The 25,599-nt window shown below is 62.5% G+C and carries 25 protein-coding genes; 12 read left to right on the top strand and 13 right to left on the bottom strand.

The genetic code is table 11. From position 1 onward, the window contains the following. Nucleotides 1-125 precede the first annotated feature (125 nt). Nucleotides 126-1,670 carry a nitric oxide reductase transcriptional regulator NorR gene (norR, locus tag HX815_RS02405; protein ID WP_008435623.1) on the top strand — a complete coding sequence of 515 codons (1,545 nt, stop codon included), beginning with the start codon at nt 126-128 and terminating at the stop codon, nt 1,668-1,670. Between the two features lie 56 nt (nt 1,671-1,726). On the opposite strand, the gene HX815_RS02410 is transcribed toward norR, so the two are convergent. After that, nucleotides 1,727-2,638, bottom strand: a complete 912-nt coding sequence (locus HX815_RS02410) for a DMT family transporter (protein ID WP_008435625.1) — start codon at nt 2,636-2,638, stop codon at nt 1,727-1,729. A 137-nt stretch (nt 2,639-2,775) separates the two neighbouring features. On the opposite strand from HX815_RS02410, the gene HX815_RS02415 reads away from it, so the two are divergent. After that, nucleotides 2,776-3,651 (top strand): helix-turn-helix domain-containing protein, encoded by an 876-nt coding sequence (locus tag HX815_RS02415; protein WP_177008766.1) that lies wholly within the window; start codon nt 2,776-2,778, stop codon nt 3,649-3,651. Between the two features lie 135 nt (nt 3,652-3,786). Here HX815_RS02415 and dacB read toward each other — a convergent pair whose 3' ends face one another. The 7 genes from dacB to HX815_RS02450 form a co-directional block, all read right to left on the bottom strand. After that, nucleotides 3,787-5,247: a D-alanyl-D-alanine carboxypeptidase/D-alanyl-D-alanine-endopeptidase gene (gene dacB, locus HX815_RS02420; RefSeq protein ID WP_177027769.1), complete on the bottom strand. Its 1,461-nt coding sequence runs from the start codon at nt 5,245-5,247 to the stop codon at nt 3,787-3,789. 101 nt (nt 5,248-5,348) lie between these two features. Beyond that, nucleotides 5,349-7,775, bottom strand: a complete 2,427-nt coding sequence (locus HX815_RS02425; RefSeq protein ID WP_052024257.1) for a TonB-dependent receptor — start codon at nt 7,773-7,775, stop codon at nt 5,349-5,351. Nucleotides 7,776-7,884: 109 nt separating this feature from the next. Then, complete coding sequence (locus tag HX815_RS02430) at nt 7,885-8,820, bottom strand: glutathione S-transferase family protein (RefSeq protein ID WP_008435631.1); 936 nt, start codon at nt 8,818-8,820, stop codon at nt 7,885-7,887. 75 nt (nt 8,821-8,895) lie between these two features. Continuing rightward, entirely contained in the window at nt 8,896-9,171 is a 276-nt protein-coding gene (locus tag HX815_RS02435; protein WP_003216354.1) for a GIY-YIG nuclease family protein, read from the bottom strand. Between the two features lie 36 nt (nt 9,172-9,207). After that, nucleotides 9,208-9,678, bottom strand: coding sequence for a nuclear transport factor 2 family protein (locus HX815_RS02440; protein ID WP_008435632.1), 471 nt, complete (start codon nt 9,676-9,678; stop codon nt 9,208-9,210). Nucleotides 9,679-9,778: 100 nt separating this feature from the next. Further along, nucleotides 9,779-10,414: a response regulator transcription factor gene (locus HX815_RS02445; RefSeq protein ID WP_003216351.1), complete on the bottom strand. Its 636-nt coding sequence runs from the start codon at nt 10,412-10,414 to the stop codon at nt 9,779-9,781. A 200-nt stretch (nt 10,415-10,614) separates the two neighbouring features. Continuing rightward, nucleotides 10,615-11,349, bottom strand: a complete 735-nt coding sequence (locus tag HX815_RS02450) for a response regulator (protein ID WP_177027824.1) — start codon at nt 11,347-11,349, stop codon at nt 10,615-10,617. 504 nt (nt 11,350-11,853) lie between these two features. On the opposite strand from HX815_RS02450, the gene HX815_RS02455 reads away from it, so the two are divergent. The 8 genes from HX815_RS02455 to HX815_RS02490 all read left to right on the top strand — a co-directional run bounded on the left by HX815_RS02455 (nt 11,854) and on the right by HX815_RS02490 (nt 19,552). Next, a complete protein-coding gene (locus HX815_RS02455; RefSeq protein ID WP_087692818.1) occupies nt 11,854-12,483 on the top strand; it encodes a DUF1120 domain-containing protein in 630 nt (209 codons plus the stop codon). Between the two features lie 44 nt (nt 12,484-12,527). Further along, nucleotides 12,528-13,145: a DUF1120 domain-containing protein gene (locus tag HX815_RS02460; RefSeq protein ID WP_166742204.1), complete on the top strand. Its 618-nt coding sequence runs from the start codon at nt 12,528-12,530 to the stop codon at nt 13,143-13,145. A gap of 43 nt (nt 13,146-13,188) precedes the next feature. After that, a complete protein-coding gene (locus tag HX815_RS02465) occupies nt 13,189-13,818 on the top strand; it encodes a DUF1120 domain-containing protein (protein WP_008435636.1) in 630 nt (209 codons plus the stop codon). Between the two features lie 64 nt (nt 13,819-13,882). Then, on the top strand, nt 13,883-14,509 hold the full coding sequence (locus tag HX815_RS02470; protein WP_250884758.1) for a DUF1120 domain-containing protein: 627 nt from the start codon (nt 13,883-13,885) through the stop codon (nt 14,507-14,509). A 28-nt stretch (nt 14,510-14,537) separates the two neighbouring features. Beyond that, on the top strand, nt 14,538-15,236 hold the full coding sequence (locus HX815_RS02475) for a fimbria/pilus chaperone family protein (RefSeq protein ID WP_008435638.1): 699 nt from the start codon (nt 14,538-14,540) through the stop codon (nt 15,234-15,236). A gap of 141 nt (nt 15,237-15,377) precedes the next feature. Then, nucleotides 15,378-17,747, top strand: a complete 2,370-nt coding sequence (locus tag HX815_RS02480; protein WP_177027825.1) for a fimbria/pilus outer membrane usher protein — start codon at nt 15,378-15,380, stop codon at nt 17,745-17,747. An 11-nt stretch (nt 17,748-17,758) separates the two neighbouring features. Next, on the top strand, nt 17,759-18,886 hold the full coding sequence (locus HX815_RS02485; protein WP_177027770.1) for a DUF1120 domain-containing protein: 1,128 nt from the start codon (nt 17,759-17,761) through the stop codon (nt 18,884-18,886). Nucleotides 18,887-18,901: 15 nt separating this feature from the next. After that, on the top strand, nt 18,902-19,552 hold the full coding sequence (locus HX815_RS02490) for a DUF1120 domain-containing protein (protein ID WP_177027771.1): 651 nt from the start codon (nt 18,902-18,904) through the stop codon (nt 19,550-19,552). Here HX815_RS02490 and HX815_RS02495 read toward each other — a convergent pair. Next, nucleotides 19,549-20,829, bottom strand: coding sequence for a CynX/NimT family MFS transporter (locus tag HX815_RS02495; protein ID WP_087692825.1), 1,281 nt, complete (start codon nt 20,827-20,829; stop codon nt 19,549-19,551). The genes HX815_RS02490 and HX815_RS02495 overlap by 4 nt on opposite strands. After that, the gene (locus tag HX815_RS02500; RefSeq protein WP_003216331.1) at nt 20,819-21,478 is read right to left on the bottom strand and encodes a FadR/GntR family transcriptional regulator; all 660 of its coding nucleotides are present in this window, start codon (nt 21,476-21,478) and stop codon (nt 20,819-20,821) included. The genes HX815_RS02495 and HX815_RS02500 overlap by 11 nt, the downstream gene beginning before the upstream one ends. Nucleotides 21,479-21,637: 159 nt before the next feature. Between HX815_RS02500 and HX815_RS02505 the strand changes: the two genes are divergently transcribed. Next, nucleotides 21,638-21,949, top strand: coding sequence for a type II toxin-antitoxin system MqsR family toxin (locus HX815_RS02505; protein ID WP_003216329.1), 312 nt, complete (start codon nt 21,638-21,640; stop codon nt 21,947-21,949). After that, entirely contained in the window at nt 21,946-22,428 is a 483-nt protein-coding gene (locus tag HX815_RS02510) for a type II toxin-antitoxin system MqsA family antitoxin (RefSeq protein WP_003216327.1), read from the top strand. The genes HX815_RS02505 and HX815_RS02510 overlap by 4 nt, the downstream gene beginning before the upstream one ends. A 61-nt stretch (nt 22,429-22,489) precedes the next feature. Here the strand turns inward: HX815_RS02510 and HX815_RS02515 are convergent, their stop codons facing one another. The 3 genes from HX815_RS02515 to HX815_RS02525 are packed head-to-tail and all read right to left on the bottom strand — an operon-like array spanning nt 22,490 to nt 25,554. Beyond that, complete coding sequence (locus HX815_RS02515; protein WP_003171943.1) at nt 22,490-23,254, bottom strand: amino acid ABC transporter ATP-binding protein; 765 nt, start codon at nt 23,252-23,254, stop codon at nt 22,490-22,492. Between the two features lie 10 nt (nt 23,255-23,264). Beyond that, entirely contained in the window at nt 23,265-24,362 is a 1,098-nt protein-coding gene (locus tag HX815_RS02520) for an amino acid ABC transporter permease (protein WP_003216325.1), read from the bottom strand. A 10-nt stretch (nt 24,363-24,372) separates the two neighbouring features. Next, nucleotides 24,373-25,554, bottom strand: a complete 1,182-nt coding sequence (locus tag HX815_RS02525) for an amino acid ABC transporter permease (RefSeq protein ID WP_003216323.1) — start codon at nt 25,552-25,554, stop codon at nt 24,373-24,375. Between the last annotated feature and the right edge of the window lie 45 nt (nt 25,555-25,599).

Below are 25,599 nucleotides of genomic sequence, written 5' to 3' on the forward strand. Positions count from 1 at the left end.
CTGAATACCCTTTACTACTCAGTATTCATGCCAACTAATAAATCCTTATAAATCAAATACTTAATATTAATGTAGTCAGTATGACTTCCTACGCTATATAGTCACTATGACTACAAGGAGTCATTATGACTGCGAAGCCGCTGCTCACCACCCTGCTGCCCCTGGTCGCCGACCTGTCCCGCGAGTTGCCCGAAGGCGAGCGTTACCGGCGCCTGCTCCAGGCCATGCGCGCCCTGCTACCCTGCGACGCGGCCGCCCTGCTGCGCCTCGACGGCGAATGGCTGGTGCCGCTGGCGGTGGATGGCTTGAGCACCGACACCCTCGGCCGGCGCTTCAAGGTCAGCGAACATCCGCGTTTCGCCGTGCTGCTCAGCAGCCCCGGCCCTACCCGCTTTGACAGCGACAGCGAACTGCCCGACCCCTATGACGGCCTGGTGGATGGCCTGCACGGCCACTTGGAGGTTCACGACTGCATGGGCTGCCCACTGTTTGTCGACGACCAGCCCTGGGGCCTGCTGACCCTCGACGCCCTGGATACCGAGCGCTTCGAACGGGTGGAACTGGACGCCCTGCAAGCCTTTGCCAGCCTCGCCGCCGCCACCGTCAATGTCGCTGAACGCATTGAACGCCTGGCCCTGCGTGCCGAAGACGAACACCAGCGCGCCGAAATCTACCGCCAGGCCAGCGGCCAGCAGCACAAGGAAATGATCGGCCAGAGCAAGAGCCACAAACGCCTGGTGGAAGAAATCAACCTGGTGGGTGGCAGTGACCTGACGGTATTGATCACCGGCGAGACCGGCGTGGGCAAGGAGCTGGTGGCCCAGGCGATCCATGCTGCATCAAACCGCGCCGAGAAACCGCTGATCAGCCTCAACTGCGCCGCCCTGCCGGAAACCCTGGTGGAAAGCGAACTGTTCGGCCACGTGCGCGGGGCGTTTACCGGCGCGCTCAACGAACGCCGGGGCAAGTTCGAGCTGGCGAATGGCGGCACGCTGTTTCTTGATGAAGTGGGCGAGTTGTCCCTCACCGTGCAGGCCAAGCTGCTGCGGGTGCTGCAAAGTGGCCAGTTGCAGCGCCTGGGGTCTGACAAGGAGCACCAGGTGGATGTGCGCCTGATCGCCGCTACCAACCGGGACCTGGCCGAAGAAGTACGCAGCGGCCGCTATCGTGCCGACTTCTATCACCGTTTAAGCGTGTATCCCCTGCAAGTGCCAGCCCTGCGTGAGCGCGGTCGCGATGTGCTGTTGCTGGCGGGCTTTTTCCTTGAACAAAACCGCTCACGCATGGGCCTGGGCAGCCTGCGCCTGACCAGCGATGCCCAGGCGGCACTGCTGGCTTATACCTGGCCTGGGAATGTGCGCGAACTGGAACACTTGATCGGCCGCAGCGCCTTGAAAGCCCTGGGTAACTGCCGGGAGCGCCCGAAGATTCTCAGCCTCAGCGCGGCGGATCTGGACTTGCCGAACGCCACCGCGCCACCGCTCGAAGCGCAGCCCGACCCCGTGCCGGACGTCACCGGCGACCTGCGCCTGGCCACCGAGAACTACCAGCGCCAGGTCATCAGCGCCTGCCTGGAACGCCACCAGCACAACTGGGCCAGTGCCGCCCGCGAGCTGGGCCTGGACCGGGCCAACCTGGGACGAATGGCCAAGCGCCTGGGCCTGAAGTAATGAACGGTGATTCTCGGGTAAAGGAGATCAAATGTGGGAGCTGTCGAGCCCCCACACTAAACCTGCTTCGCCTTGTAGATTGGATTGATCGGCGCGCCAGCCTTGGGCTTGCGAAACACCAACACATTCCCCAGCATCACCAGCACCAACCCCGCCAACGCCGGCGCCGTCCACTGATAGCCCTCGGCAAACGCCGAGACGTTTAACGCCACCACCGGGAACAGCACGGTGCAATACGCCGCCCGCTCCGGCCCCATGCGCCCGACCAGGGTCAGGTAGGCGGTAAAGCCAATCACCGAACCCGGGATCACCAGGTACAGCAGCGAACCGATGTACCGGCTGTTCCATTCCATGTCGAACGGAATGCCCTGCACCGCGCAGTACATCGCCAGCATCGACGCACCATAGGCCATGCCCCAGGCATTGGTGGTCAGTGGCTTGAGGCCCGCCTTCTGCTGCAGGCTCGACAGCATATTGCCCGCCGAGAAACACATGGTGCCGAGCAATGCCAAACCCAGGCCGAGCAAGGTTTGCGGGCTGGCGGTGTGCCCCACCAGTTCCGGCCAGAACAACAGCCCCAGGCCCAGCAAGCCAAGGCCGCCGCCCATCAACACATTGCGTGCGACCTTCTGCCCGAAGAACACCCGGGCGTTCAGCGCGTTCCACAAGGTGGCCGTCGAGAACACCACCGCCACCAGGCCGCTGGGAATCCACTGGCTGGCGGTCAGGAAGCACATGAAGTTGACGCAAAACAGGCACAGGCCCTGGGCCAGGCAGATCAGATGCCCGCGCCGGTTCATCACCTGCAGCTTGCGGCTGAGCAGCAGCATCACGAACAGCACCAGCGCCGCGAGGCCAAAGCGATAGACGATGGACACCGGAATCGCCACCACGCCCAGTTGCCACTTGAGGGCAATCCAGGTGGTGCCCCAGATCAATACGGTGAGTAAATACAGGAAAAGGTTCATGGCGGGCTCCGAGGGTTGAGCCACAGTTTCGCCCCTGGCGGCACCAGGTCTCTTGCACATTCTTGCGCTTTTGTCGGCTGCCGGGATCACAGCCGCCGCCGCGGGGAGTAGGATGCAAGCCGTCAGAGAGTACGAATATGCCGCCACTGGAAACCCTGCAAGTCTTTCAATCCCTCAACCGCTCGCCCAACGCTCGCCTCGAGCTGTGCGCCGAGCTCGGTGACGGCTTGTCTGCAGCCTTGTGGAGCAACCATCACGACGCCCAGGATTACGAAGCCCCCGACCACCACACCTTGTCCTGCTACATCGGCGGCGGCACCGGCACCTTTCGCCGCGACCAGCCCGGCACCAAGGGCGGCCCGGACAAGCTGTGCATCTTGCCGGCCGAGCATCAGTCGGCCTGGGTGATCAACGGCGAAATCCGCCTGGCCCACGTGTATTTCAGCCCCGAGCAATTCGCCTTGGGCTGCGTCACCTTGCTGGACCGCGAACCCCGCGAGTTGCAACTGCGCGAGAGCACCTTCCTCGACGATGCGCGGCAGGCCCGGCGTTTTCACCAGTTGATCAGCCTGAACTGGAAAGAGCCCGGCGAACGCCTGCTGACCAGCAGCCTGGCCCATGAGATGCTCAGCCATACCTTGCTCAGCCAGGTGGGGATGCGCGAGGGTTTGCGTTTGAAAGGCGGGCTGGCCGCCCACCAGCGCCGGCAACTGGTGGAGCACATCGACCAGCAACTGGCCGAGCCGATCAGCCTGGGGCAGTTGGCAGGCTTGTGTGCGTTGTCGGAGTACCACTTTGCGCGGATGTTTCGCGAGAGTTTTGGACTGCCGCCCCATCAATATCTGCTGGCGCGGCGCCTGGCCCGCGCCCGGGAGTTGTTGCGGGGTGGGTCGTTGCCGCTGGGCGAGATTGCCCTGGCGTGCGGATTTTCCAGCGCGAGCCATTTTACCAACCGGTTCCGCCAGGCGATGGGCGCCACCCCTGGTGAATACCGGCAGGCGTTCCTGCCTTGAAATGCAATCTGCCTGACGGCACAGGTCCAATGTGGGAGCGGGCTTGCTCGCGAAAGCGGTGTGACAGTCAACACATGTACTGACTGAACCAGCGCATTCGCGAGCAAGCCCGCTCCCACCTTTGAACTTCAGTGCTCAATAGTCCGTGCTGTTGGCCAGTGCCGTGGCCAGGCGGTTTTCCAGCGCCTTGACCCGCGCGCCTGCGACCACGTAATTGTTGGTCACCATCGAAAACACCAGCTTGCGCCCATTGGCATCGGTGACATACCCGGTCAACGACGACACGCCGCTCATGGAGCCGGTCTTGCCGTGCAGGTTGTTTTCCGCAGCGGTGCCCCGCAGGCGGTAACGCAGGCTGCCGCCCACCAGTCGCTGCGGATTACCGGCAACCGGCAACGCGTTGTACCAGGCGTTGAACCAGGGCTGTTTGCTGGCGGCCAGCAGCACATCCGTGAGGTTCTGCGACGACACCAGGTTACGCCTGGACAACCCTGAACCGTCCACCTGGTTCAACGTCGCCGTATCAATCCCCTGACGCTTCAGGAACCCGGCCACCGCCGCCACACCGGCAGGCGCCGTACCGGCATTCACGGTCTTGCGCCCCATGCTCTTGAGCAAGGCTTCAGACATGTTGTTATTGGAAAGCTTGAGCAACGGCGTGATCAGTTCCTGCAACGGCGCCGACTCATGCAGCGCGAGCACCATCGCCGTGGTCGGCGTCACACCCCCGATCATCCGACGCCCCTGCACGACAATCCCCTGCTGCGCCAAGGCCTGTTCAAACAGGTTGGCCACCAGTTGCGTCGGCTCCCACACACTGACCAGTTGCGGGCTCTGCCTGCCCGGCGCCAGCGCGCCACTGAGGCGCAACAGGTTGGTGCCGTGCTGGCGATTGATTCCATAGCTGTTGCCTGTGCCGCTGACCGCACGGTTGCTGAGCTGCACGTAATCGGTAGCCGGGCTGATCTCCACCGTCACCGGGCGCCCTGCCACGACCGGCGCCCTGGCCGTGACCAGCAGGGAGCCCGCATCAAAGTCGTCATTGGGCGACACCGTCAGCGCCGAAATCTGCGCGCCGTAGTAGGTGCTTTCATCGTCCTGGGACCAGTCGGTGCCCAGGCGCTCGGCGTCGAAGAACGTGTCGTCGAACACCAGGTCGCCCCGCACCTGCCGGATGCCCTGCTGCGCCAGGTTGGCCGCCAGCGCCTGGTAATCCGCCCACTGGATCGTCGGGTCGCCCAGGCCGCGCAGGTAGAGGTTACCGTCAAGCACCGCGCCCTGGCGGATGCCGTCGCTCAACAGTTGCGTGGAAAACCGATACTGCGGCCCCAGCACATCCATCGCCGCCGCGGTGGTCAGCAGCTTGAGGCTCGAAGCCGGGGTCAGCCGTGTGCGTGGGTTGTGTTGATAGAGCGTGTTGCCACTGCGGGCATCGCGCACCATCAGCGACACGCTGGCACCGTGCAGTGCCGGGTCGGCCAGCAACTGGTCGAGGCTGGCGCTGGTGGAGGTTTTCGGCGCCGTGGCGCAACCGCCCAGCAACAAGCTCAAGCCCAGCAGCAGCCCGCCGGTGTGTATCCATCGTCCCAACTGCATCGCTATCGTGTTCCCGCAAAGTCATTAATGGCGGCCACGCTAGCAGCTCGACAACCGTATGGCGAGGCAGCCGGCTACCGCGCCATACGGTGTAGCCGAATTTAGAACGTCAGGGTGCTGGACACCGACACCTGCCGCGCATCGCCGATGGACACGAACTGGGTGTTCACGGCCGAGGTGTAATAGGTACGGTCAAACAGGTTCTTCACGTTGAGCTGGAACTTGACCTTCTGCCCCTCGATTTTAGTGTCATAGGTGGCGAACGCATCGGCCACGGTGTAGCCCGGCAGGTCGAAGCTGTTGGCCGCGTCCCCTGCTCGCTCGCCGACATAACGTGCCCCGGCGCCGACCCGCAGTTGGTCGCCACCGAGAATGCTGCCGAAGTCATACACCGCCGACAGCGAGCCGGTGTTCTTCGCCACGTTTTGCAGGCGATTACCTTTGTATTCGGGGTCTTCGGTGACTTCGGCATCGGTGTAGGCATAGCTGCCGATCACGCTCCACTTATCCGTCAGTTGGCCGCTGGCATCCAGTTCCAGGCCTCGGGAGCGCACTTTGCCGGCGACGCTGTAGACCGAGGTCAGGCCATCGCCGACCTGCACCAGCACGTTGCGTTTTTCGATGTTGAACAGGGCGGCGCTGGCGGTGATGCGCCCCGGTATATCGAGCTTGGTCCCCAACTCCCAGGACTTCGACTGCTCCGGCTCAAGGCTGCCATCCAGCACACTTTTGTTCGCCAGCGGTGCGATGGTGGAGTTGGGCTTGAACGACTCGGTGTAGCTGCCATAGAACGACAGCTCGTCAGTGTAGCGGTACACCAGGCCCGCGCGTGGCACCCACTTCTGGCCATTGCCGTCGGTGTTGGCGGTGAACGGGACACCCTTGCCGGCGTATTGGTCGTACATCTGATAACGCGCGCCACCCACCAGGATCCACTGGTCGGTGAGGTGGATCGCATCCTGCAGGAACAGCGAGTCGCTGCGCAGCAGGTCCATCTGGTTGCTGTCCGGCGCGCTGACGGTGGTGCCCGCCACTTCATTGCCATAGACCGGATCGTTGTAGTTGAACGTGCCACGGGGCGCCTGGCGGATCAGGTCGGCCCGGTAGATCTTGCGGTATTCGTCATCCAGGCCGAAGGTCAGGTCGTGCTGCATGCCTGCGACGTTGACCTTGCCTTCAAGGCTGGCGGTGGCGAAGCGGTCGGTGGTCAGTGCGCCCTGGGTGCCGTCCATGCTGCGGGTCAGGGTGCCATTGGCGTTGACCTTGACCACACGCACCTGGCTGGCGTCGTAGGTCTCGCGGTTCCAGCTGTAGCCGAAGTGGGCTTTCCAGTCGTCATTCAAATCGTGGTCGGCCTCGAAGCGGTACAGGTCGGAGCGGCCTTCCATGTTGTTGAAGGGCTCGTCCAGGCGGCGAGTCGACGGGATGTTGAGCGGGTGGTTGGTCTTGGGGTCGATGGCGGTGCCCCGGTCGAACGGCGAGAGAAACTCCCGGTGCTCATAGGCAAACAACAGCTTGGTGTTGTCGCCGTACCAGGCCAGCGACGGTGCGATCAGGCTCTCGCGGTGAGTGCCGTAGTTGCGCCAGTAATCTTCGTCTTCGTGATCGACGATCAAGCGGTACGCCAACCCGCTGTCACCGATGGGCCCTGTGGTGTCGAGGTTGCCGCCGCTGCCGTTCTTGCCGTCGCCAAAGGTCGAGCCGCGCACGGTCAGCGAGGTGGATTGGATCAGCTCGGGTTTCTTGCTGACGATATTGACCACGCCGCCCGGATCCTGGATGCCATACAGCAACGACGACGGGCCCTTGAGCACTTCGACGCGCTCGGCGGTGGAATTCAGCGCGCGGCCCTGCACCAGCGGCATGCCGTCCTGCATGATCGAACCGTTTCGGTTGTCACCAAAACCCCGCAGCATCACCGCGTCCTGGGTGCTGCCCAAGGTGTTGGCCTGGGTGATGCCACTGATGTTGGTCAGGGCATCGTCGAGGTTGCGCGGCTGTTGATCGCGCATCACCTGGGCCGGTACAACGTTGACAGTCTGTGGGGTTTCCAGCAGCAGGCCGTGGGAACGCATCACCGAACTGGTAGGCGGCGGTTGATAGCTGGTGGTATCCGAGGCCAGGGCGGCACCGTTGATGGTGGTGGCGCCGAGGTTCAGCGCGCCGTCGGTGGGCAGCGGTTCCAGGGCCAGGGTGCGGGCGTCGATCTGGCGGAAGGTGAAGCCGGAATTACCCAGCAGGCGTTGCATGGCCTGGGCCGCACTCATCTGCCCGGTGATGGCCGGGGCCTTGATGGCGTACGGCGCTTCGTCGGTGTAGACCACGCTGATGCCGGTCACCCGGGTGAAGTCGCTCAAGGCCTGGGGCAGCGGCTTGGCGGCCAGGGCAAAGTTGAACAGCGTGCTCTGCTGCTGCGCCTCGGCCGCCTGCGCCACGCCCAGGGGCAACAGCGCCAGCCCCGAAACTGCCAATACCGAGGCTCCCAGCCAATGTTTAACCGAACCCGCCGACGTTGCCCTGGACTTCATGCTTGAGAACCCGTGTGTAAAAACGCTGTTAATGCGAATTAATCGCAGTTTCAAGCACTACACGGATGGCCGACAGGTTTACCTCACACCGATTTGAAAATAATTTCAGTCACGCCGGTTGGATCCGAAATCCGAAGCGCGGAACGTGCACATGCACGGTGCCGGCGCGGTCATCGGTGCGCCGCAGAATCAGCTCTTCGCGGCCGGCAAACAGCAACTCCCCGGCCACCGGATCGGTGCCGTAGTCGGTGGCGCTGATGGTCACTTGCTGGCCGGGCTTGAAGCCGTTCGGGTCTTCGAAGATTTCTTCCGGCAGGTTGGCCGGCGTGGCATTGCGCGCGACTTCCAGGGCTTGCTCGGCACTCATCTGGCTCGACGTGCCATGCCCGAAACCCAACACCCGGGCGAGCCAGGCGGCCACCGCAGGATAGGTTTCCACCAGCGGCGAGGTGACCGACGATCCCATGAGGAACCACAGCGGGTGCGCCAGGGCGAAGTCGGCAATCGACGGCTCGCCGAACAGGAAGTCGCCCTGCTGGTGCTGCAACTGCTGATTGATACGACCGATGATCACCGGCCATTGATGCTTGGCCTGATCCAGTTGCACACGGGTGGCCGTGCCGCCACTGAACAATTTGCTGCGGTCGGCCACCAGCACCTGGAGCATTTCCGGCGGCACTTTGGCGAACTTGACCGCCAGGGATTCCGGCTGGAACACCAGGCTCACGGCATGGGAGAACACCGTCGAATCAGCCCAGGCGGCGAAGCTTTGGCTGACCAGTTCCAGGCCTTGGGGAAACAGCGCCGGCGCGGACTTTTCCTGCTCCAGACGGCGGGCGATCAGTGCGGTGTCGCAGTAGATATCGGCGCCCACCTGCAACACCGGGGTCTTGCGATAACCACCGGTGAGGGCCGTCAAGTCAGGCTTGGGCATCACCGGCGAGATGTGCACCGAACGCCAGGACAAGCCCTTGAAGCCCAGCAACAGGCGGGCTTTTTCGGCAAATGGGGATTGCGGGTAGTGGTGGAGGATCAACTCAGTCATGCCAGGCTCCGCTCAATGAGTGAGCGTCCAGCTTAGCCTGCAAACCCGGCAAAGGCGCGCATGGGAACCTATCAGTCAAACTGATGGGCCGATCGCCGCCAGGCACTCCTTGGCGCTTTTCTTGAGTTTCTTGATCAGCCGTTCCTGGCGCAGCGCCTCGGCCTTGCTGATGCATGCCTCGGTGTACACCAGCGCCACGGCGGGGCTCGAGAGGAAAAACCGTGCGCCCTTGCCACTCTGGTGCATGGCAAAGCGGCGCACCGGGTCATTGCTGATACCGCAATAGAGCGAGCCATTGGCGGCGCGCACCAGGTAGACAAACCACGGTTTGGCTTCAGAAGGAGTCGTCACGGATCAATTCGGCAAACCATAGGAACGCCAATCTTATCAACGACTGGCCTGGAACGCCTTCAACCCTTTCAGCGCCTGGGCCCGCACGGCGTTTTTCACCAGCGGCGTCCAGCCCAGCAACAGGCCTTTGGTGCCCAACGCCTGCCGCGACCAGCGCCACAGGTCAAAGTGGTCGTGATGCTCGCAGATCTTGCCGTCACGAAACACAAAGCGCGCCCGGATATCGTTGACCACGGTGTTACCCGTCGCGCTGAACAGGTAGGTCGCCACCCAATGGGCGCTGCCGGTGATTTCATCGCTGCGCACACTGTCGAAGGTCAGGGAAAAGTCCTTGGCCCGGGTGGTCAGCATGCGCCACATGTCGCCGGCATCACGGCCACGCAGTTCACCGAATGCCGGGTCGCTGAACACCACGTCGTCGCTGTAGCAGGCGCTCATGGCCTCGGCATCCAGGCGCTGGAAGGCACTGTAGAACTCGGTGATCAAGGCGTTATGGGCGTCGCTCATGGGCAGGTTCCGCAAAAGAAGTTGGGATGGCCGGTACGATAATCCCCAAGGCCGGGGAACACTACTGGCATCAACGCCAGGAATACCTCATCCCGTCCCTTCAGGGCACCATTCCGCTGCTGCGAGCATAGTGGAACAAATCCACATCGGTGGAGATACACAGCCGGTTCATCGCGGTACTTTTCTGTTTGCTGATGGTGGAGATGCTGCGATTGACCCGCGCGGCAATCTGGCTGACGGTCATGCCGCTGGCCAGCATGCGCACCACTTCGCGTTCCTTGCCCGACAGTTGCGGCGGTTGTGATTGATCGCCCGTGCCGGCCTGCACCAACTGGGTCCGCAGGGACTCGCTGACGAAGGTCTTGCCCTCGCAGACTTCCTTGATGGCCGTGGGCAACTCCTTGGCCGACGCACTCTTGGCGACAATGCCTCGGGCGCCCTCGGCGAACGAGGCACGCAGGGTGGCGATATTGGCGAACATCGTCACCAGGATCACCGGCACCCCGGGGTATTGGCGTTGCAACAAGCCCAACAACACATAGCCGTCAGCCTGCTGCCCGCCCGGCATGGCGAAGTCCGTCACCAGCACATCGCAAGGGGTGCTGCCCAGTACCCGCAGCAACTCATCCGGGCCGTTGGCCTCACCGACCACCTTGCACTTGCCGTTGGCCTCGATCACCACCTTCTGCCCGATCCGAACAATGGGATGATCGTCAGCAATAATTACGCGAAGCATAGAAATCCATGAGTGATGGCAAATTGATTTGCGCAAAATAACCCTGTCCGTCCCGGGCAACAACCGCCCACCTGGGAGCGGTTTTCAATGGCGTCCCGTGTTCTTAAGCGGGTGATTTTTTACTTACAACAAAAAAGGAAACCACCTACAAACTAAGCCCACAGACAGAGGTAATACCCCCTACAGAATCGCTGAAAATGTCATAAATCTGTCAAATAGCGCAGATACACCAGCAGGTCCTGGTCGAACCGCTGCAATGCCCGCCTGTTGCACCGGATCCCGTGCTTGCGCACCTGTTCGATCAACTTCCCCGCACAGCGATCCAGCTCCGTCTCGCCAAAAAACGCCAGGCTTCCCGCCAGGCGATGCAGGCAGTCGACCAATGCATGCGGGTCGACGATGCGGCAAGCCTGTACCAGGCCGGCGTAATCAGCCTCGGCCTCGCGCACCAGGGTGCGCAACATCTGGTTCACCACCTGTTCATCACCAAATGTCCTGATCAGTTCGGCACGAGTCGGCCAGTGCGCCGTGGCGCAGGCTGTGGCAGGCGGGTTCGTACTGGCGCCCGGCGGCTGTGGCAGCCACTGCTCCAGCACCCCGCGCAATTGTTCCAGGGTCAGCGGCTTGAGCAGCCAGGCATCCATGCCGGCCTCAAGGCAGCGGCGCGCATCGTCCGCAGAGAGTTTGGCGGTCAAGGCAATGATCGGCACACGCGGGCGGCTGTGTACGGCCTCTCGCCGCCTGATCTCACGAGCCATGCTATAGCCATCCAGCACCGGCATGCGGCAATCGCTGATCACCAGGTCGAAATGCCGCAGGGCGATGGCGGTCAACGCGGCCTGCCCGTTGCACACCAGTTCGTGATCGACTTCGAATTTTTGCAGGAACCAGCCCATCAAGGCGCGATAGGCCTGATGGTCCTCGACGATCAGCACGCTCAGGTGCTTCCAGTGAACAGGAGGACTGCGCCATGGCACCGTTTGCTGCCTGGGGGCGTCGTCAGCAAACACGCTTGGCATCATGGCCACCTCGATATCGGCGCCGACCTGCCAGGGCCATCAGACGGCCCTGGCATATCGTCTAGTGAGGGTGCGCTTGACGGTGATCCTTAACCCATCCGCCTGGCACCCATTACCGAATCAAGCTATCCACATGAATACCACTCTTGCGATACAAGAACTACGAAAAGACAGTTTTTCCTACAGCTCCGCCCACCTATTCCGACTTGACGCAGGCGAGCTAGAGGGATAGCGGATTGTCGTAATTCTTGTATTTCCCCTCCTCCCCCCCGGCGCTAAATTGCGCCCCACCCCAAGAGGGCAATCCGCCAACTCACCTGGCGGCCAACTATCCGAACTGACCCGACGCCCAACCGCGCCTCTTTCTGCGCTGCGGTGAGCTGCACCCGTCAGTTGATCCAACACCGAGACAATACAACCATGAACAAGCACCTGATCGCCGTCGCCAGCGCCCTGCTGATCACTGGCACCGCCCCCGCCTTCGCCGCCAGCACCGTGGACCTGACAGTCAAGGGCATCATCACCCCGAATGCCTGCACGCCGAGCCTGTCCAGTGGCGGGGTCATCGACCACGGCAAGATGTCGGCCAAGGACTTGAACGCCACCCAGATCACCCTGTTGCCGAAAGTCACGCTGCAAATGACCGTGACCTGCGATGCGCCGGTGATCTTCGCCCTCAAGGCGACCGACAACCGTATTGGCTCCGGCAGCGGCAGCGGCTTCGGGCTGGGCTTTATCAACGGCACGCAAAAGCTGGGTTCCTATAGCTTGACCCTTGGCGCCAACGGTAGCCCGCCCCAGGCCGACGGCGAAACCGTGCAAGCCATCGGGTCTTTCGACAATGGCGTCACCTGGGAGCGTTGGAACAGCTTTGAAACCGGCACCTATCTCTCGGTCGCCACCCTGGCAGACGCCAGCACCCCGCGTGCCACCCAGCAACTGGTCACCCCCGTGGCCTACAGCGGCTACATCAACCGCACCGACGGCCTGGACCTGAGCAACGAAGTCAATATCGACGGCTCGGCCACCATTGAAGTGCTCTACCTGTAACCCACCTTCGCCCCTGACCTGCAACCAAAAGGTGCTGCTCGATGATGAATTCCTCACCCGCTGTCTTTCTCGCCACGTTGCTGCTGGCCCCCACCGTCCTGGCCGCCAGCAGTACCGACTTCGCCGTCACGGGCACCATCACACCCAATGCCTGTGAACCCATGCTCTCCGGCGGAGGCGTGGTGGATTACGGAAAAATGCCGGCCAAGGAACTCAACACCGACAGCCCGACCTCACTGCAGCCGCAGACCATGCAAATGGAAGTCCTGTGTGAAGCGCCAACGTTCATCGCGCTGAGCACGATCGATAACCGCGCCGGCACTTCGGCAATTAACGACTACTGGCATGGCCTGGGGCTGACGGACAGTGGCGAAAAACTTGGCGCCACCGCATTCGGTCTGCTCAACCCGGTCGCGGACGGCGTCACGGTCAAGACGATCAACTCGACCGATGGCGGGGTGACCTGGCTCCCGTCGATTTACCTGGGCCACTACACCCAGACCTCGGTCGCCACCAACGGCGGTGCGAACACCCCGATTGCGATACGGCAATTCAGTGCCGACCTGCGCGTGTACACGATGGTCGACGGCACCGACCGCCTGACCGTGCTCGACGAAGTGCCGCTGGACGGCCATGCCACCGTGCAACTGAAGTACCTGTAACCCTTTATTCAACCGGCCCCACTCGAAAGGAAACGTGTGCCCCATGAAACTTACGCTCAATGCCCTGGCCACCGCGCTGTTGCTCAGCACCAGCGCCTCTGCCCTGGCGGCGTCCACCGTCGACCTGACTGTCAAAGGGGTGATTACCCCCAACGCCTGCACACCTGGCCTGTCCGGCGGAGGGATGGTGGACTACGGCAAGATCTCCGCCAAAGACCTGAACCTCACGACCCCCAAACAACTGCCACGCACCACCTTGCAACTGACCATCACCTGCGACGGCGGCACCCTGTTTGCCGTCAAGGGCACCGACAACCGCGCCGGGTCCAACTCCAGCGGCGGCACCTACGGCCTGGGGTTGATCAACGGTACGCAGAAGCTGGGGGCCTACGACCTGATGCTGAATAACGCAGTCGCAGACTCTGTCGCCGTCACGGTGCTGGAATCCGGGGATAACGGCACGACCTGGGCAGAGTCGGCGGACGCGATCCTGCCACCCAGCGCATTGGCGGCTTTCGGCGATAGAACCTCGGGCACCTGGCTGCCGGTGCCGATCCAGCAAGTCGTCAGCGACCTGGTGGTGTACGCGCAGATCGCCCGGGCCGACAGCCTGGACCTGAGCGATGAACACCCGATCGACGGCTCGGCCACGCTGGAAGTGAAGTACCTGTAAACCCGCGGCCTCGTCGTTCGCGGCGAGGCGCCTTACTTGCACCGAACACATTGAAGACCGAATGATGAACAGAACCCTACGCCTGTGCACGGCGCTGTTATTGCTCAACACCGGCTCTAGCGTGTTTGCCAGCACCGCCACCGAGATGACCCTGTCGGGCCTGGTCACCCCCAGTTCCTGCACCATCGCGCTCTCCGGCAGCGGCATCATCGACCACGGCACCATCCCTGCCCATCTCCTCAACCAGGTGGCTCCCACCCCGTTGCCCACCCAATGGCTGGAGGTAGAGATCCACTGCAGCGGCCCCTTGTTGTTTGGCCTGATTGGCCTGGACAGCCGCGAAGATTCGTCCGCCGCACCGGACACTACCTACGGCCTGGGGAGAAACCCCATCGCGCCCGCGGAGCAGTTGGGTTACGTCGACCTGGCGTTCGAAGCGGCGCAAGGAGACGGCCAGGCCATGCAGTCACTTGTGTCAAACCCCGAAGGCGGCCTCTGGGCTCCCCAACCGGCCATCCACCCCAAGACACTCATGGGCTTTGCCCGTCCCGGCCGACCGTTTCCGGAACCCATCGTCACCCTGACCACCCGGATCCGCGCACAGACCACCATCCACCCGGCGAACCGTCTGACCCTCAGGCAAGACGTTCCCCTCGATGGCTCACTGGTCCTGGATTTGCGTTACCTCTAAGCCCTGTGATCATTTTAGGAGCTGCGTCATGAAGACCTATCCAACCTTGCTGGCCCTGGGCTGGCTGCTGAGCACCCAGGCGTTTGCCGACGGCATGGTGCCCGACACCTCGGTGGTGATCGTCAACGAGGCCGACGGCGAAGCTTCGGTGTCGGTGACCAACACCGACGGCAAACTGGCCCTGCTGCACGTCACCCTGGAAGACATTCCGGAGGACACCGAATCGCTGCTGTTCGTCACCCCGCCCCTGTCCCGGGTCGAGGCCGACAAAAGCCAGCTGGTGCGCTTTATCCTGCGCAACCCCACGCCCCTGAAAACCCAACGCCTGAAGCGGGTGATCTTCGAAGGCATGCCCAAGGACCGTGACGCCGCCCAGGCTGGCCATGCGCGGGTGGGCGTGACCGTGCGCCAGAACCTGCCGGTGATCATTCATCCCAAGGGCCTGGCGCCGAACCGCACACCCTGGACCGGGCTGACCTGGTCGTTGAACGCCGGTCACCTGAACGTCGCCAACCCCACGCCTTACGTGGTGCGCCTGGCCCAGGAGCTGCAATTGCTGCCCGGCAAGCAGAGCCTGGTGCTGCCGCGCACTTATGTGTTGCCCGGCGAAACCCTGCGGCTCAGCACGCCCCACACCGCCACGGCCGTACGCCTGCAACCGGCCACCGTGTACGGCTTTGCCGTCGCCGCCTATGAAGCACCGATAACCGCCGCAAACGCTGAATAACGAAGTGACAGCCCTGTGACTGTCACCGGGAAGCCCGCCAACCGTTGCAGGCTTCCATAACCTGAGTGCCTTTACGTGAACACAGTAACCACTGACCCGGCTGGCGAAGCCGTGCCCGACTGTCCTTTACGCCCCGCCCGGATGCGGGCCGCGCTGCCACTGACCATGGCGTTGCTGTCGGCCGATGCCTGGGCCGATGCCTTCGACGCGCAAACCCTGCACCAGCGCGGTATCGACCCGGAGCTGGCCTACCTGCTGCTCGACGCACCGCGCTACACCAGCGGCCGCCATGCCGTGAGCCTGACGGTGAACGGCCAGCGCCGTGGCCGCCTCGATGTGCAGTTCGACAGCCAGGGCGCGCTGTGCTTCGACCGCCCGCTGCTGGACGCCGCCGACCTGGTGATACCGGCCCCGCTGGCCGACAGCCGCTGCCATGACTTCCTCGGCGAATACCCGCAAACGGTGGTGGAGCAAGACCCCGCCAGCCTGAGCGTGAGCCTGATGGTGCCCACCGATGCTCTGCGCCCGCGCCAACGTGAGCTGTCCGGTTATGAAACCGGAGGGTTCGCCGGCTTGCTCAACTACGACCTCACCGGTTTGTACAACCGTTATGGCGACGACGCCAGCCGCTTCGGCTCGGCCAATACCGAGCTGGGCTTCAACGCGGGCGACTGGATCGTGCGCAGCCGCCAGGTCCAGACCTGGCAAGACTCCCGGTCCCGCAGTACCCACCTGGAAGCCTATGCCCAGCGCACCTTCGCCGAGCAGCAGGCGGTGTTGCAGGCCGGGCAGATCAACCTCTACAACCCGGTGCTGTCATCCGCGCAGATCACCGGTATGCAGCTGTTTACCGAACAGGCCCTGCAGGACCAGGAACAGGGCTCGACCATCAGCGGCATCGCCAACAGCCCGGCCCAGGTGGAGGTGCGCCAGAACGGCGCGCTGATTCACTCCACGGTGGTGCCGGCCGGGCCGTTCTCGCTGACCGACGTGAGGCGCCTGAACACACGCTCCGACGTTGAAGTGACGGTCAAGGAAAGCACCGGCGAAGAGCGACGCTTCACCGTGCCGGCGGCGATGCTCGGCATCGGCTTGCCAGCCCCGGGTTACTCGTTGGGGGCGGGCCGGGTGCGCAATATCGGCGATACGCGCGGCGACGATCCGTGGGTGATCAGTGGCGGCTGGAGCGGCGCCTTGAACCCGCGCCTGAGCCTGGGAGCCGGCGCGCTTGCCGCCGAAGACTACCGTGCCACGGGTGCCAGCCTCGGCCTGTTGCCGTGGCCAGACGGCCAGGTACAACTGTCGACCCAGATTGCCGATGCCCAACGCCTGGGTGAACGCGGCGTACAGACCGACCTGAGCCTGTCCCAGCGCCTGGGCCGGCAATGGTCGATCACCGCCGGCGCCTCCCACCGCACCATGGGCTACCGGGAGCTGGAAGACGCCGCCTACTACGACTCACGGGACGACGAGGGTCGCCTCACCCGCTATCGCGACCAGCAGAGCCTGGCCCTGGGCTGGGCCCATCCATGGCTGGGTGCCTTCAATGCCGGCCTGTCGCGCACCACCACGTTCAACGGCGAAAACAGCAGCCGTGCCCTGGCCTCATGGGGCACCAGCGTGCGCGGCGTGTCGCTGTCGGCCAGTGCCGAGTGGCAGGTCAGCGGCCGGCAGAATAACGAGAACGCGGTGTACCTGAACCTGAGCGTGCCACTGGGTGAGAACCGGCGTGGGCGCTCCTGGGTGCGCAACTCCGGTGGCGAGCATCGCATCGGCCTGGGGGTGAACGAGCAGGTCAACGATCAACTCAGTTACCGGGTCAGTGCCGAGCACGACAGCCGCGACCAACAAGTGGAATCCACCCTCGGCGTGTCCTATCTGCCGCGCTATGCACAACTGGACATGAACTACAGCCGCTCTGACGCCGAGCGCTCCAGCTACCAGGGCGGTGTGCGCGGTGCGGTGGTGGCCCACAGCAGTGGCGTGACCTTCTCGCCTTATCCGGTGCGCGAGACCTTTGCGCTGGTGTCTGTCGGCGATATGGCCGGGGTCAAGCTCACCACGCCCAGCGGCCCGGTATGGACCGACTTCCAGGGTCAGGCCGTGGTACCGCAGGTGTCCGCCTACGGGCGCAGCCCCGTGGAAGTGCAAACCCAGTCGCTGCCACGCAACGCCGATATCAGCAACGGCCTGGCCGTCATCAGCGCCGGGCGCGGCGCCGTGGATCGGGTGGAGTTCGGCGTGGCCCTGACCCGCCGCGCCTTGCTCACGGTGGCAACCGACCACGGCACGCCATTGCCCCGTGGCGCCACGGTGAGTACCGCCGATGGCGAGTTCGTGACCCTGGTGCAGGAAGGCAGCCAAGTGTTCTTGCCGAACGTGCTGGACCCACGCCCCCTGTGGGTCAAGGCACCGGGCATGAGCCGCTGTGAACTGCAGGTTGAACTCGCGGAAAAAGCCGACCCGCAGGTGTATTTCGAAACCGCCCCGGCGCGTTGTGTGACGCCATGAGGAAGAGTGTAATGAAGCGATTGTTACTGCTGGGATTGGCCCTGGGCGCCATCGTACAGAGCCGGGCGCACGCCGACGAATGCCAACTGACCCTAAGCCAGTCGCGCCTGGATTTCGGCGTGATGAACCGCGCCGTGCAGCGCAACCCCGGCGCAGAAATCCTGCTGGGAGAACGCCGCCTGAGCCTCAACCTGAACTGCCCGACGCCCACCGATATGCACGTGTTCTACCGAGCCCTGGCCGCGACCGCCGAGCGCTACCGCTTTACCGAGCGTGGCAGTTACCGCGTGCACATCAGCGATGCGGTACTCGACGGCCAGGCTGTTGAACTGGGGTTGACCAGCGGGCAAGGCCAGGCGCCCAGTGCCAGGGGCAGGACACTCGACTGGCGGCCCGACCAGGCCATCGTACCGTTGCGCGACGGTGCGCCGACCACCGGCAGCAGCTTCTCGGCGCAATTGCTGGTCAATGCCTGGGCGCAGGCCGACGCCCTGCAAGTGCGCGACGCGGTGACCTGGGAAGCCAGCGGCTTGATCGACGCCGTCGCCAGCGGCCGCGCACGGGAGTTGTCGCTGCAAGCCGGCTTCGCTCCGGCGGGCTGCGAGACCACGCTGTCCAACGGCGGCATCATCGACTTTGGCCGTATGTGGTCCAGGAGCCTTAACACCGACAAGGAAACCGGGCTGGTCTCCCGCAGCCTGCTGCTGAGTATCGGCTGCGACGGCCCGACTCATTTCGCCTTGCGCATGCATGACAACCGCAAAGGCTCGGCCACCGGCGGCATCGACGAAACCGCCTACGGCCTGGGAGTGGACGACAGCCGTAATAAAATCGGCCGGTACTTCCTCTATTTCGACCCCTTCGACCTGCGCGCCGATGCCCTGCCCCAGGTATATCGCACCGACTCCACCACTGGCGGCGTGGCCTGGAGCAGTTCCAGCGCCTACCCCATTCCCATCGGCAGCAGCAGTTTGCTCGGCTTTACCGCTCTACCCGGCAGCAATGCCGGCCCGACCGCGATCCAGAACCTGAGTGGGCAGATCAGCGTGCGCGCCGTCCTGTCCCCCATGAACAGCCTGGACCTGCGTACGGAAGTACTGCTCGACGGTTCGGGCACGATTGAAATCATCTACCTCTGATCAAGGAGTATGGTCATGCACCTACGCCAGCGTTCTCTCGCAACACTTGCCCTGCTGACCCTCAGCAGCGGTGCCACGGCAGCCTCCAGTGTCGAACTCGGCGTCACCGGGGTGCTCACTCCCAGTGCCTGTACACCGGCGCTGTCGAGCAACGGGCTGATCGACTACGGCAAGATTTCCCAACAGGAGTTGAACATTGATCGCGGCAAACGCCTGCCGGTGCGTTACCTGAGCGTGACCATCAACTGCGAGGCAGCGACTCGCTACGCCCTGCGCATGAGCGACAACCGCGACGGCACCGCCAACGTCAACAGCGAAATCTACTACGGGCTGGGACTGGACCCGAGCGGCAACAAGATCGGGCTGTACTCCCTGACCTTCGACCCCAAACAGACGGTGATCGACAGCCTGCCGGAGGTTTACGGCACCGAGTCCACCAGCGGCGGGATCGCCTGGCGCACCGCCAACAGCAACCCGATCGACATCGGTTCGCGCAGCTTTCTCGGCTTTACCGACACCGTCGGCAGCACCAGCGGGCCGACGGCCTTCCAGACGCTGAGCAGCCTGGTCAGGGTCGATACGGTGATCGCTGCCAAGAACAATCTCGACCTCAGCAGCGACGTGCATATCGATGGTTCCAGCACTATGGAAGTGCTGTACCTCTAGACCTTTTCGCTGGTCACGCCGACATACCGCGCACGCCCGGCGCCCAACCCCGCGATGATCGCGCCCAGGCCGATCACCGCGAAAATCCAGCCGGTGGCGTTCCAGCCACCGGTCCAGTCATGCACCAGCCCGACCGCGAACGGCCCCATGGACGCCAGGGTGTAGCCGATGCCCTGGGCCATGCTCGACAGGTTGGCGGCTACATGGGCGTCCCGTGAACGCAGCACGATCAAGGTCAGCGCCAGGCTGAAAGTGCCACCCTGGCCCAGGCCCAGCAGAATCGCCCAGCCCCACAAGCCGTCCAACGGTGCATACAGGCAACCGAACAGGCCGCCCAGGGTCAGCACCATCACCACCACGATGGCCAGGCGCTGGTCCTTGCCGCGGGTGGCCAGCCAGGGCGCAGCCAGGGAACTGGCCAGTTGCACAATCACCGAACCGGAAAGCACCAGGCCCGCCTGGGTGGCGCTCAGGCCACGGCCGATCAGGATCGACGGCAGCCAGCCAAACACAATGTACGCCAGGGAGGATTGCAGGCCCATGTACAGGGTCACCTGCCAGGCCAGCGGATCACGCAACAAGCCCTTCACGCGATAGGCCACCTGGTGCGCGCCGTGTTTCTGGCCGACCTGTGGCAACCAGAACAACGCCGCGACCAACGCCGGGAGAATCCAGAACCCCAGGCCGATGTTCCAGCTGTCGCCGAAGTAATGACTCAGGGGCACCGTGGATCCCGCCGCCAGCGCTGCACCCAGGCACAGGGCCATGGTGTACACGCCGGTCATGGTGCCGGCCTGTTTGGCGAAATCGCGCTTGACGATACCGGGCAACAGCACCCCGATGATGCCGATACTCGCGCCCGCCAGCAGGCTGCCGGCGAACAGCCCGGCCTCACCGAATGAACTGCGCAGGATGATGCCGCCGGCCAGGGTCAGCAGAATGCCCAGCACCACCCGCTCAGCGCCAAAACGCCGGGCCAGGATCGGAGCCAACGGTGCGAACAGGCCCAGGCACAAGACGGGCAGCGTCGTCAGCAGTCCAGCCTTGGCCGCCGAGAGCCCCAGGCTATGGGAGACCTCAGCGAGCAGCGGCGCCATGCTCGACAACGCCGGGCGCAGGTTCAGCGCCACCAGGATCAGGCCCAGCAGCAACAACCACGGACGGCTTACCACCGGCGGGCTGTGCTGGACCTCATCGTCATCGGCTTCGGCGTCGATCAGCAGTTCATCAAGGGCATTTTCTGAACGGGGCATGGTGGTCTCGGGTTCAAGGTTCATTGATCAACTGCCGGGACAGGGCCTTGGCGCGTTCCGGGTCCTGTTGCTCCACGGCATCGAGCAAGGCGCCGTGCAGGTCGAATACCGCTTGCCGGCGCGGCTGGATGTTCAGGGTCTGGCGCAGTTGCGCGCCGACAATGCTCGAGAAGTACTGATACAGCTCGCTCAAGGCCGGGTTGTGGGCCGCGTCCACCAGGCGTTTGTGGAACACCAGGTCGCAGCTGATGTAGTGCTCAAGATCACCGTGGTAATGGTCGCCGCTGGCGTTGAGGGCCGCGCGCAAAGCGACCAGGTCTTCATCGGTGCGGCGCAACGCGGCCAAGCCGACTGCCTCGACTTCAAGAATCTGCCGCGTCTCCTGCGCCTGAGCCAGGGTGCAGTGGGACAAGGCTTTCATCGCTCCCAGCGGGTCGGTCATGGAGCGCAAATAGCTGCCGTCGCCCTGGCGGATCTCGATCAACCCGGAGAATGCCAATACGCGCATGGCTTCACGCACGGTGTTGCGGCTGATCCCCAACTCGGCAGACAACTCGGGCTCGGTGGGCAGGCGTTCGCCGATGGCCCATACGCCTTGGGTGATGCGCTGGCGCAACTGTTCGAGGGCTTGATCGACGAGGGAGCGTTTGATCAGGGGGGCGATGTCTGTCATGGGTTTCGTCCTTTCATCCAATCATAGGATGAATTTTCCCACAGCCTATTCGGAGTTGCCTACAAAGGCAACGCACTAGGGTTCTTGGGCAGGCAAAGGAGCAGTATTTTCGATTGGTAAAATTACCCTCAGAGGGTAATTATTGGACTCAGGTGTCTTATGGAAAAGTACACACCTCATTACGATCTGGCGGTGATAAAGGCGGATGTCAGGCGGCTTGGAAAGCAAGCATTTACTCAAAGCGCACGCCGTTGCGGCGAGGATCTTGATTTAAGCATCGAACAAATGCAGGCGGTCATTTTCGAGTTGAAAAACACGATGTTGTACAAGTCGATGACCACTCATGACGACCATCGAGTTTGGCAAGATGTGTATCACATTCACTCACATGATCTGGAGATCTACATCAAGGTGACCTACCGCACGGATGGTAAACCTCCGGTGATCTCCTTCAAGGAGAAAAACCCATGAAAACAGAGCAATGCTTCAGCTGCGGCAGGCATGACGGAATGCATCACTTCTCAGGACGTAGCGAAACATCGGAAGTCAAAGGTTTGCATCGCCGTATAGACGATCTGTCTGGATGGGAGTGCCAGGCATGTGGAGAGGTGATCCTGGACCCCGAAGACGCGGAACGCTATTCAGACCACTGCGATGAAATCGTTCACAGTTTCAGGCAGATGGTCGGCACCGAGATGAAGCGCATACGCCGCAAACTGCACCTTTCACAAAAAGAAACGGTACAACTGCTATCGGGTGGCGGCCACAACGCCTTATCTCGTTACGAGCGCGGTGAGGTATTGCCCCCCAAATCCCTGGTAGTCCTGATGCGTTTGCTTGAGCGTCACCCCCACTTGCTGGTCGAAGCAAAAATCCTGAGTGAAGGCGCAGATCTTCGCAATTCCGTGCATACGGTACATAAAGAGCACGAGACCCTGACGACAACTTGATTGATGGCAAAAATAAACCCGGCACCAGGCCGGGTTTATTGTTTCAAGCATCACTCATCGATCAATGCAGAATCTGGCTCAAGAACAACTTGGTCCGATCATTCTGCGGGTTGTCGAAGAAGTCATTCGGCGCCGCCTGTTCAACGATCTCGCCCTTGTCCATGAAGATCACGCGGTTGGCCACGGTGCGCGCAAAGCCCATTTCGTGGGTCACGCAGAGCATGGTCATGCCGTCTTCCGCCAGGCCGATCATGGTGTCCAGTACCTCTTTCACCATTTCCGGATCGAGCGCCGAGGTCGGCTCATCGAACAGCATGATTTTCGGCTTCATGCACAGCGCACGGGCAATCGCCACGCGCTGTTGCTGGCCGCCGGACAACTGCCCCGGAAACTTGTGGGCCTGCTCCGGAATACGCACGCGCTCAAGGTAGTGCATGGCAATTTCTTCAGCCTTGCGCTTGGGCATCTTGCGTACCCACATCGGGGCCAGCGTGCAGTTCTGCAGGATGGTCAGGTGCGGGAACAGGTTGAAGTGCTGGAACACCATGCCGACTTCGCGGCGGATCGCTTCGATCTGCTTGAGGTCGTTGGTCAGTTCCACGCCATCGACCACGATGCGGCCCTGCTGGTGCTCTTCCAGGCGGTTGAGGCAGCGGATGGTGGTGGACTTGCCGGAACCCGACGGGCCGCACAGCACGATACGTTCGCCCTGCTTGACGTTCAGGTTGATGTCTTTCAACACGTGGAACTGGCCGTACCACTTGTTGACGCCCTGCATCTGAATAATGCCTTCAGGGCTCACAGGCTGTTTGATCGCTTCACTCATCACAAAACTCCTAACGCTTGTGGCCTGTGTCCAGCTTGTGTTCCAAATGAATGGAATAGCGGGACATACCAAAACAGAAAATCCAGAACACCAGGGCGGCGAACACGTAGCCTTCAGTGGCCATGCCCAACCATTTCGGGTCGGCGGCGGCTTGCTTGACGCTGTTGAGCAGGTCGAACAGGCCGATGATGATCACCAGGCTAGTGTCCTTGAACAACGCGATAAACGTGTTGACGATGCCCGGGATCACCATCTTCAGTGCCTGGGGCAAAATCACCAGGCCCATGCTGCGCCAGTAACCCAGGCCCATCGCGGCCGCAGCCTCGTATTGGCCCTTGGGAATCGCCTGCAAGCCACCGCGCACCACTTCGGCTACATAGGCCGACTGGAACAGGATCACGCCGATCAAGGCCCGCAGCAATTTGTCGATGCCCATGCCTTCCGGCAGGAACAGCGGCAACATTACCGACGACATGAACAGCACCGTGATCAACGGCACGCCGCGCCAGAACTCGATGAAGGTCACGCAGACCACACGAATCGCCGGCATGTTCGAACGCCGACCCAACGCCAGCACGATGCCCAGCGGCAAGGCCCCGGCAATGCCGACGGTGGCGATCACCAGGGTCAGCATCAAGCCGCCCCACTGGCTGGTGGCCACGTTGGTCATGCCGAAGATCCCGCCGTGCAGCAGGAAGTAGGCAACGATCGGGTACACCACCAAAAAGCTCAGGCCGTAGACCGCCTTGCGCGTGAAGCGCGAGATGAACAACGGCGCCACACCCACGATGGCCAACCACACGGTCAGGTCGACACGCCAGCGCAGGTCGCCGGGGTAGTAGCCGTACATGAACTGCCCGAAGCGCTGTTGGATAAACACCCAGCAGGCGCCCTCCTTGGTGCAGTCGGCGCGGGTGGTACCGACCCAGTTTGCATCGAGGATCGCCCAGTGCAGGATCGGCGGCACGACCAGGTAGATCAGGTAGAACGCCAGCAATGTCAGCAGGGTGTTGAGCCAGCTGGAAAACAGGTTGGCGCGCATCCATGCCATCGGCCCGAACACTTTGTTCGGTGGCGGCATATCAGGTTTGAAAGTATGCGTACTCATGCAGGTTTCCTCACCGCTCGATCAGCGCAATGCGCTTGTTGTACCAGTTCATCAGCAGGGAAATGCTGATGCTGATCGCCAGGTACACGCTCATGGTGATGGCAATAACCTCGATGGCCTGGCCGGTCTGGTTGAGCACCGTGCCGGCAAACAGCGAAACCATTTCCGGGTAACCGATACCGGCGGCCAGTGACGAGTTTTTCGCCAGGTTCAGGTATTGGCTGGTCAGCGGCGGAATGATCACGCGCAGGGCTTGCGGGATGATCACCTTGCGCAGGGTCGGACCGTTGCGCAGCCCGAGGGAACGCGCCGCTTCGGTCTGGCCGTGGCTGACGGACTTGATGCCTGAACGCACGATCTCGGCGATAAACGCCGCGGTATACACGGTCAGGGCCAGGGTCAGCGCCAGCAACTCGGGAATCAGTACCCAGCCGCCGACGAAGTTGAAGCCTTGCAGCTTGGGCATTTCCCAGTGCAGCGGCGCGCCGAACACCAAAGCGCACAGCGCAGGGATCACCACCAACAGCGCCAGCCCGGCCCAGAACTTGTGGAACGGAACACCGGTGGCTTCAAAGCGTTTATTTGCCCAACGGGCCATCAGCACAATGGCGATGATTGCCACCACGACGCTGATCACAAACGGCCAGAAACCCTCCGCCATCAACGCGGCGGGCATGTTCAGGCCACGGCTGCTGACAAAGAACGTGTCGCCGAAGTTGTGGCTGTTGCGCGGCCCCGGCATCGTCAGGAATACCGCGAAGTACCAGAACAGGATTTGCAGCAGCGGTGGAATGTTGCGGAACACTTCCACATACACCGTGGCCAGCTTGTTGATCATCCAGTTGGGCGACAAGCGCGCCACACCGATGATGAACCCGAGGATGGTCGCCAGGACCACACCGATCACCGTCACCAGCAGGGTGTTGAGCAGACCGATCACAAAGACCCGGGCATAGCTGTCCGATTCGGTGTAGTCGATCAGGTGCTGAGCGATGCCGAAGCCGGCACTGCGCTCAAGAAAGTCGAAACCCGAGGTAATGCCCCGGTGTTGAAGGTTGGTTTGCGTGTTGTTGAACAGGTACCAGCCCAACGAGACCACCGCCACAATCGTGATGATCTGGAATAGCCACGCACGCACTTTTGGATCACTGAAGCTGAGCTTCTGTTTTGGTGCGCCGATTTGATTTTGCATTAAGTGCCCCAGAAATAATGGAACAGAACATCACCCGGCGGTTGG

The organism is Pseudomonas sp. E6002 (assembly GCF_013385565.1).
Classification (GTDB): domain Bacteria; phylum Pseudomonadota; class Gammaproteobacteria; order Pseudomonadales; family Pseudomonadaceae; genus Aquipseudomonas.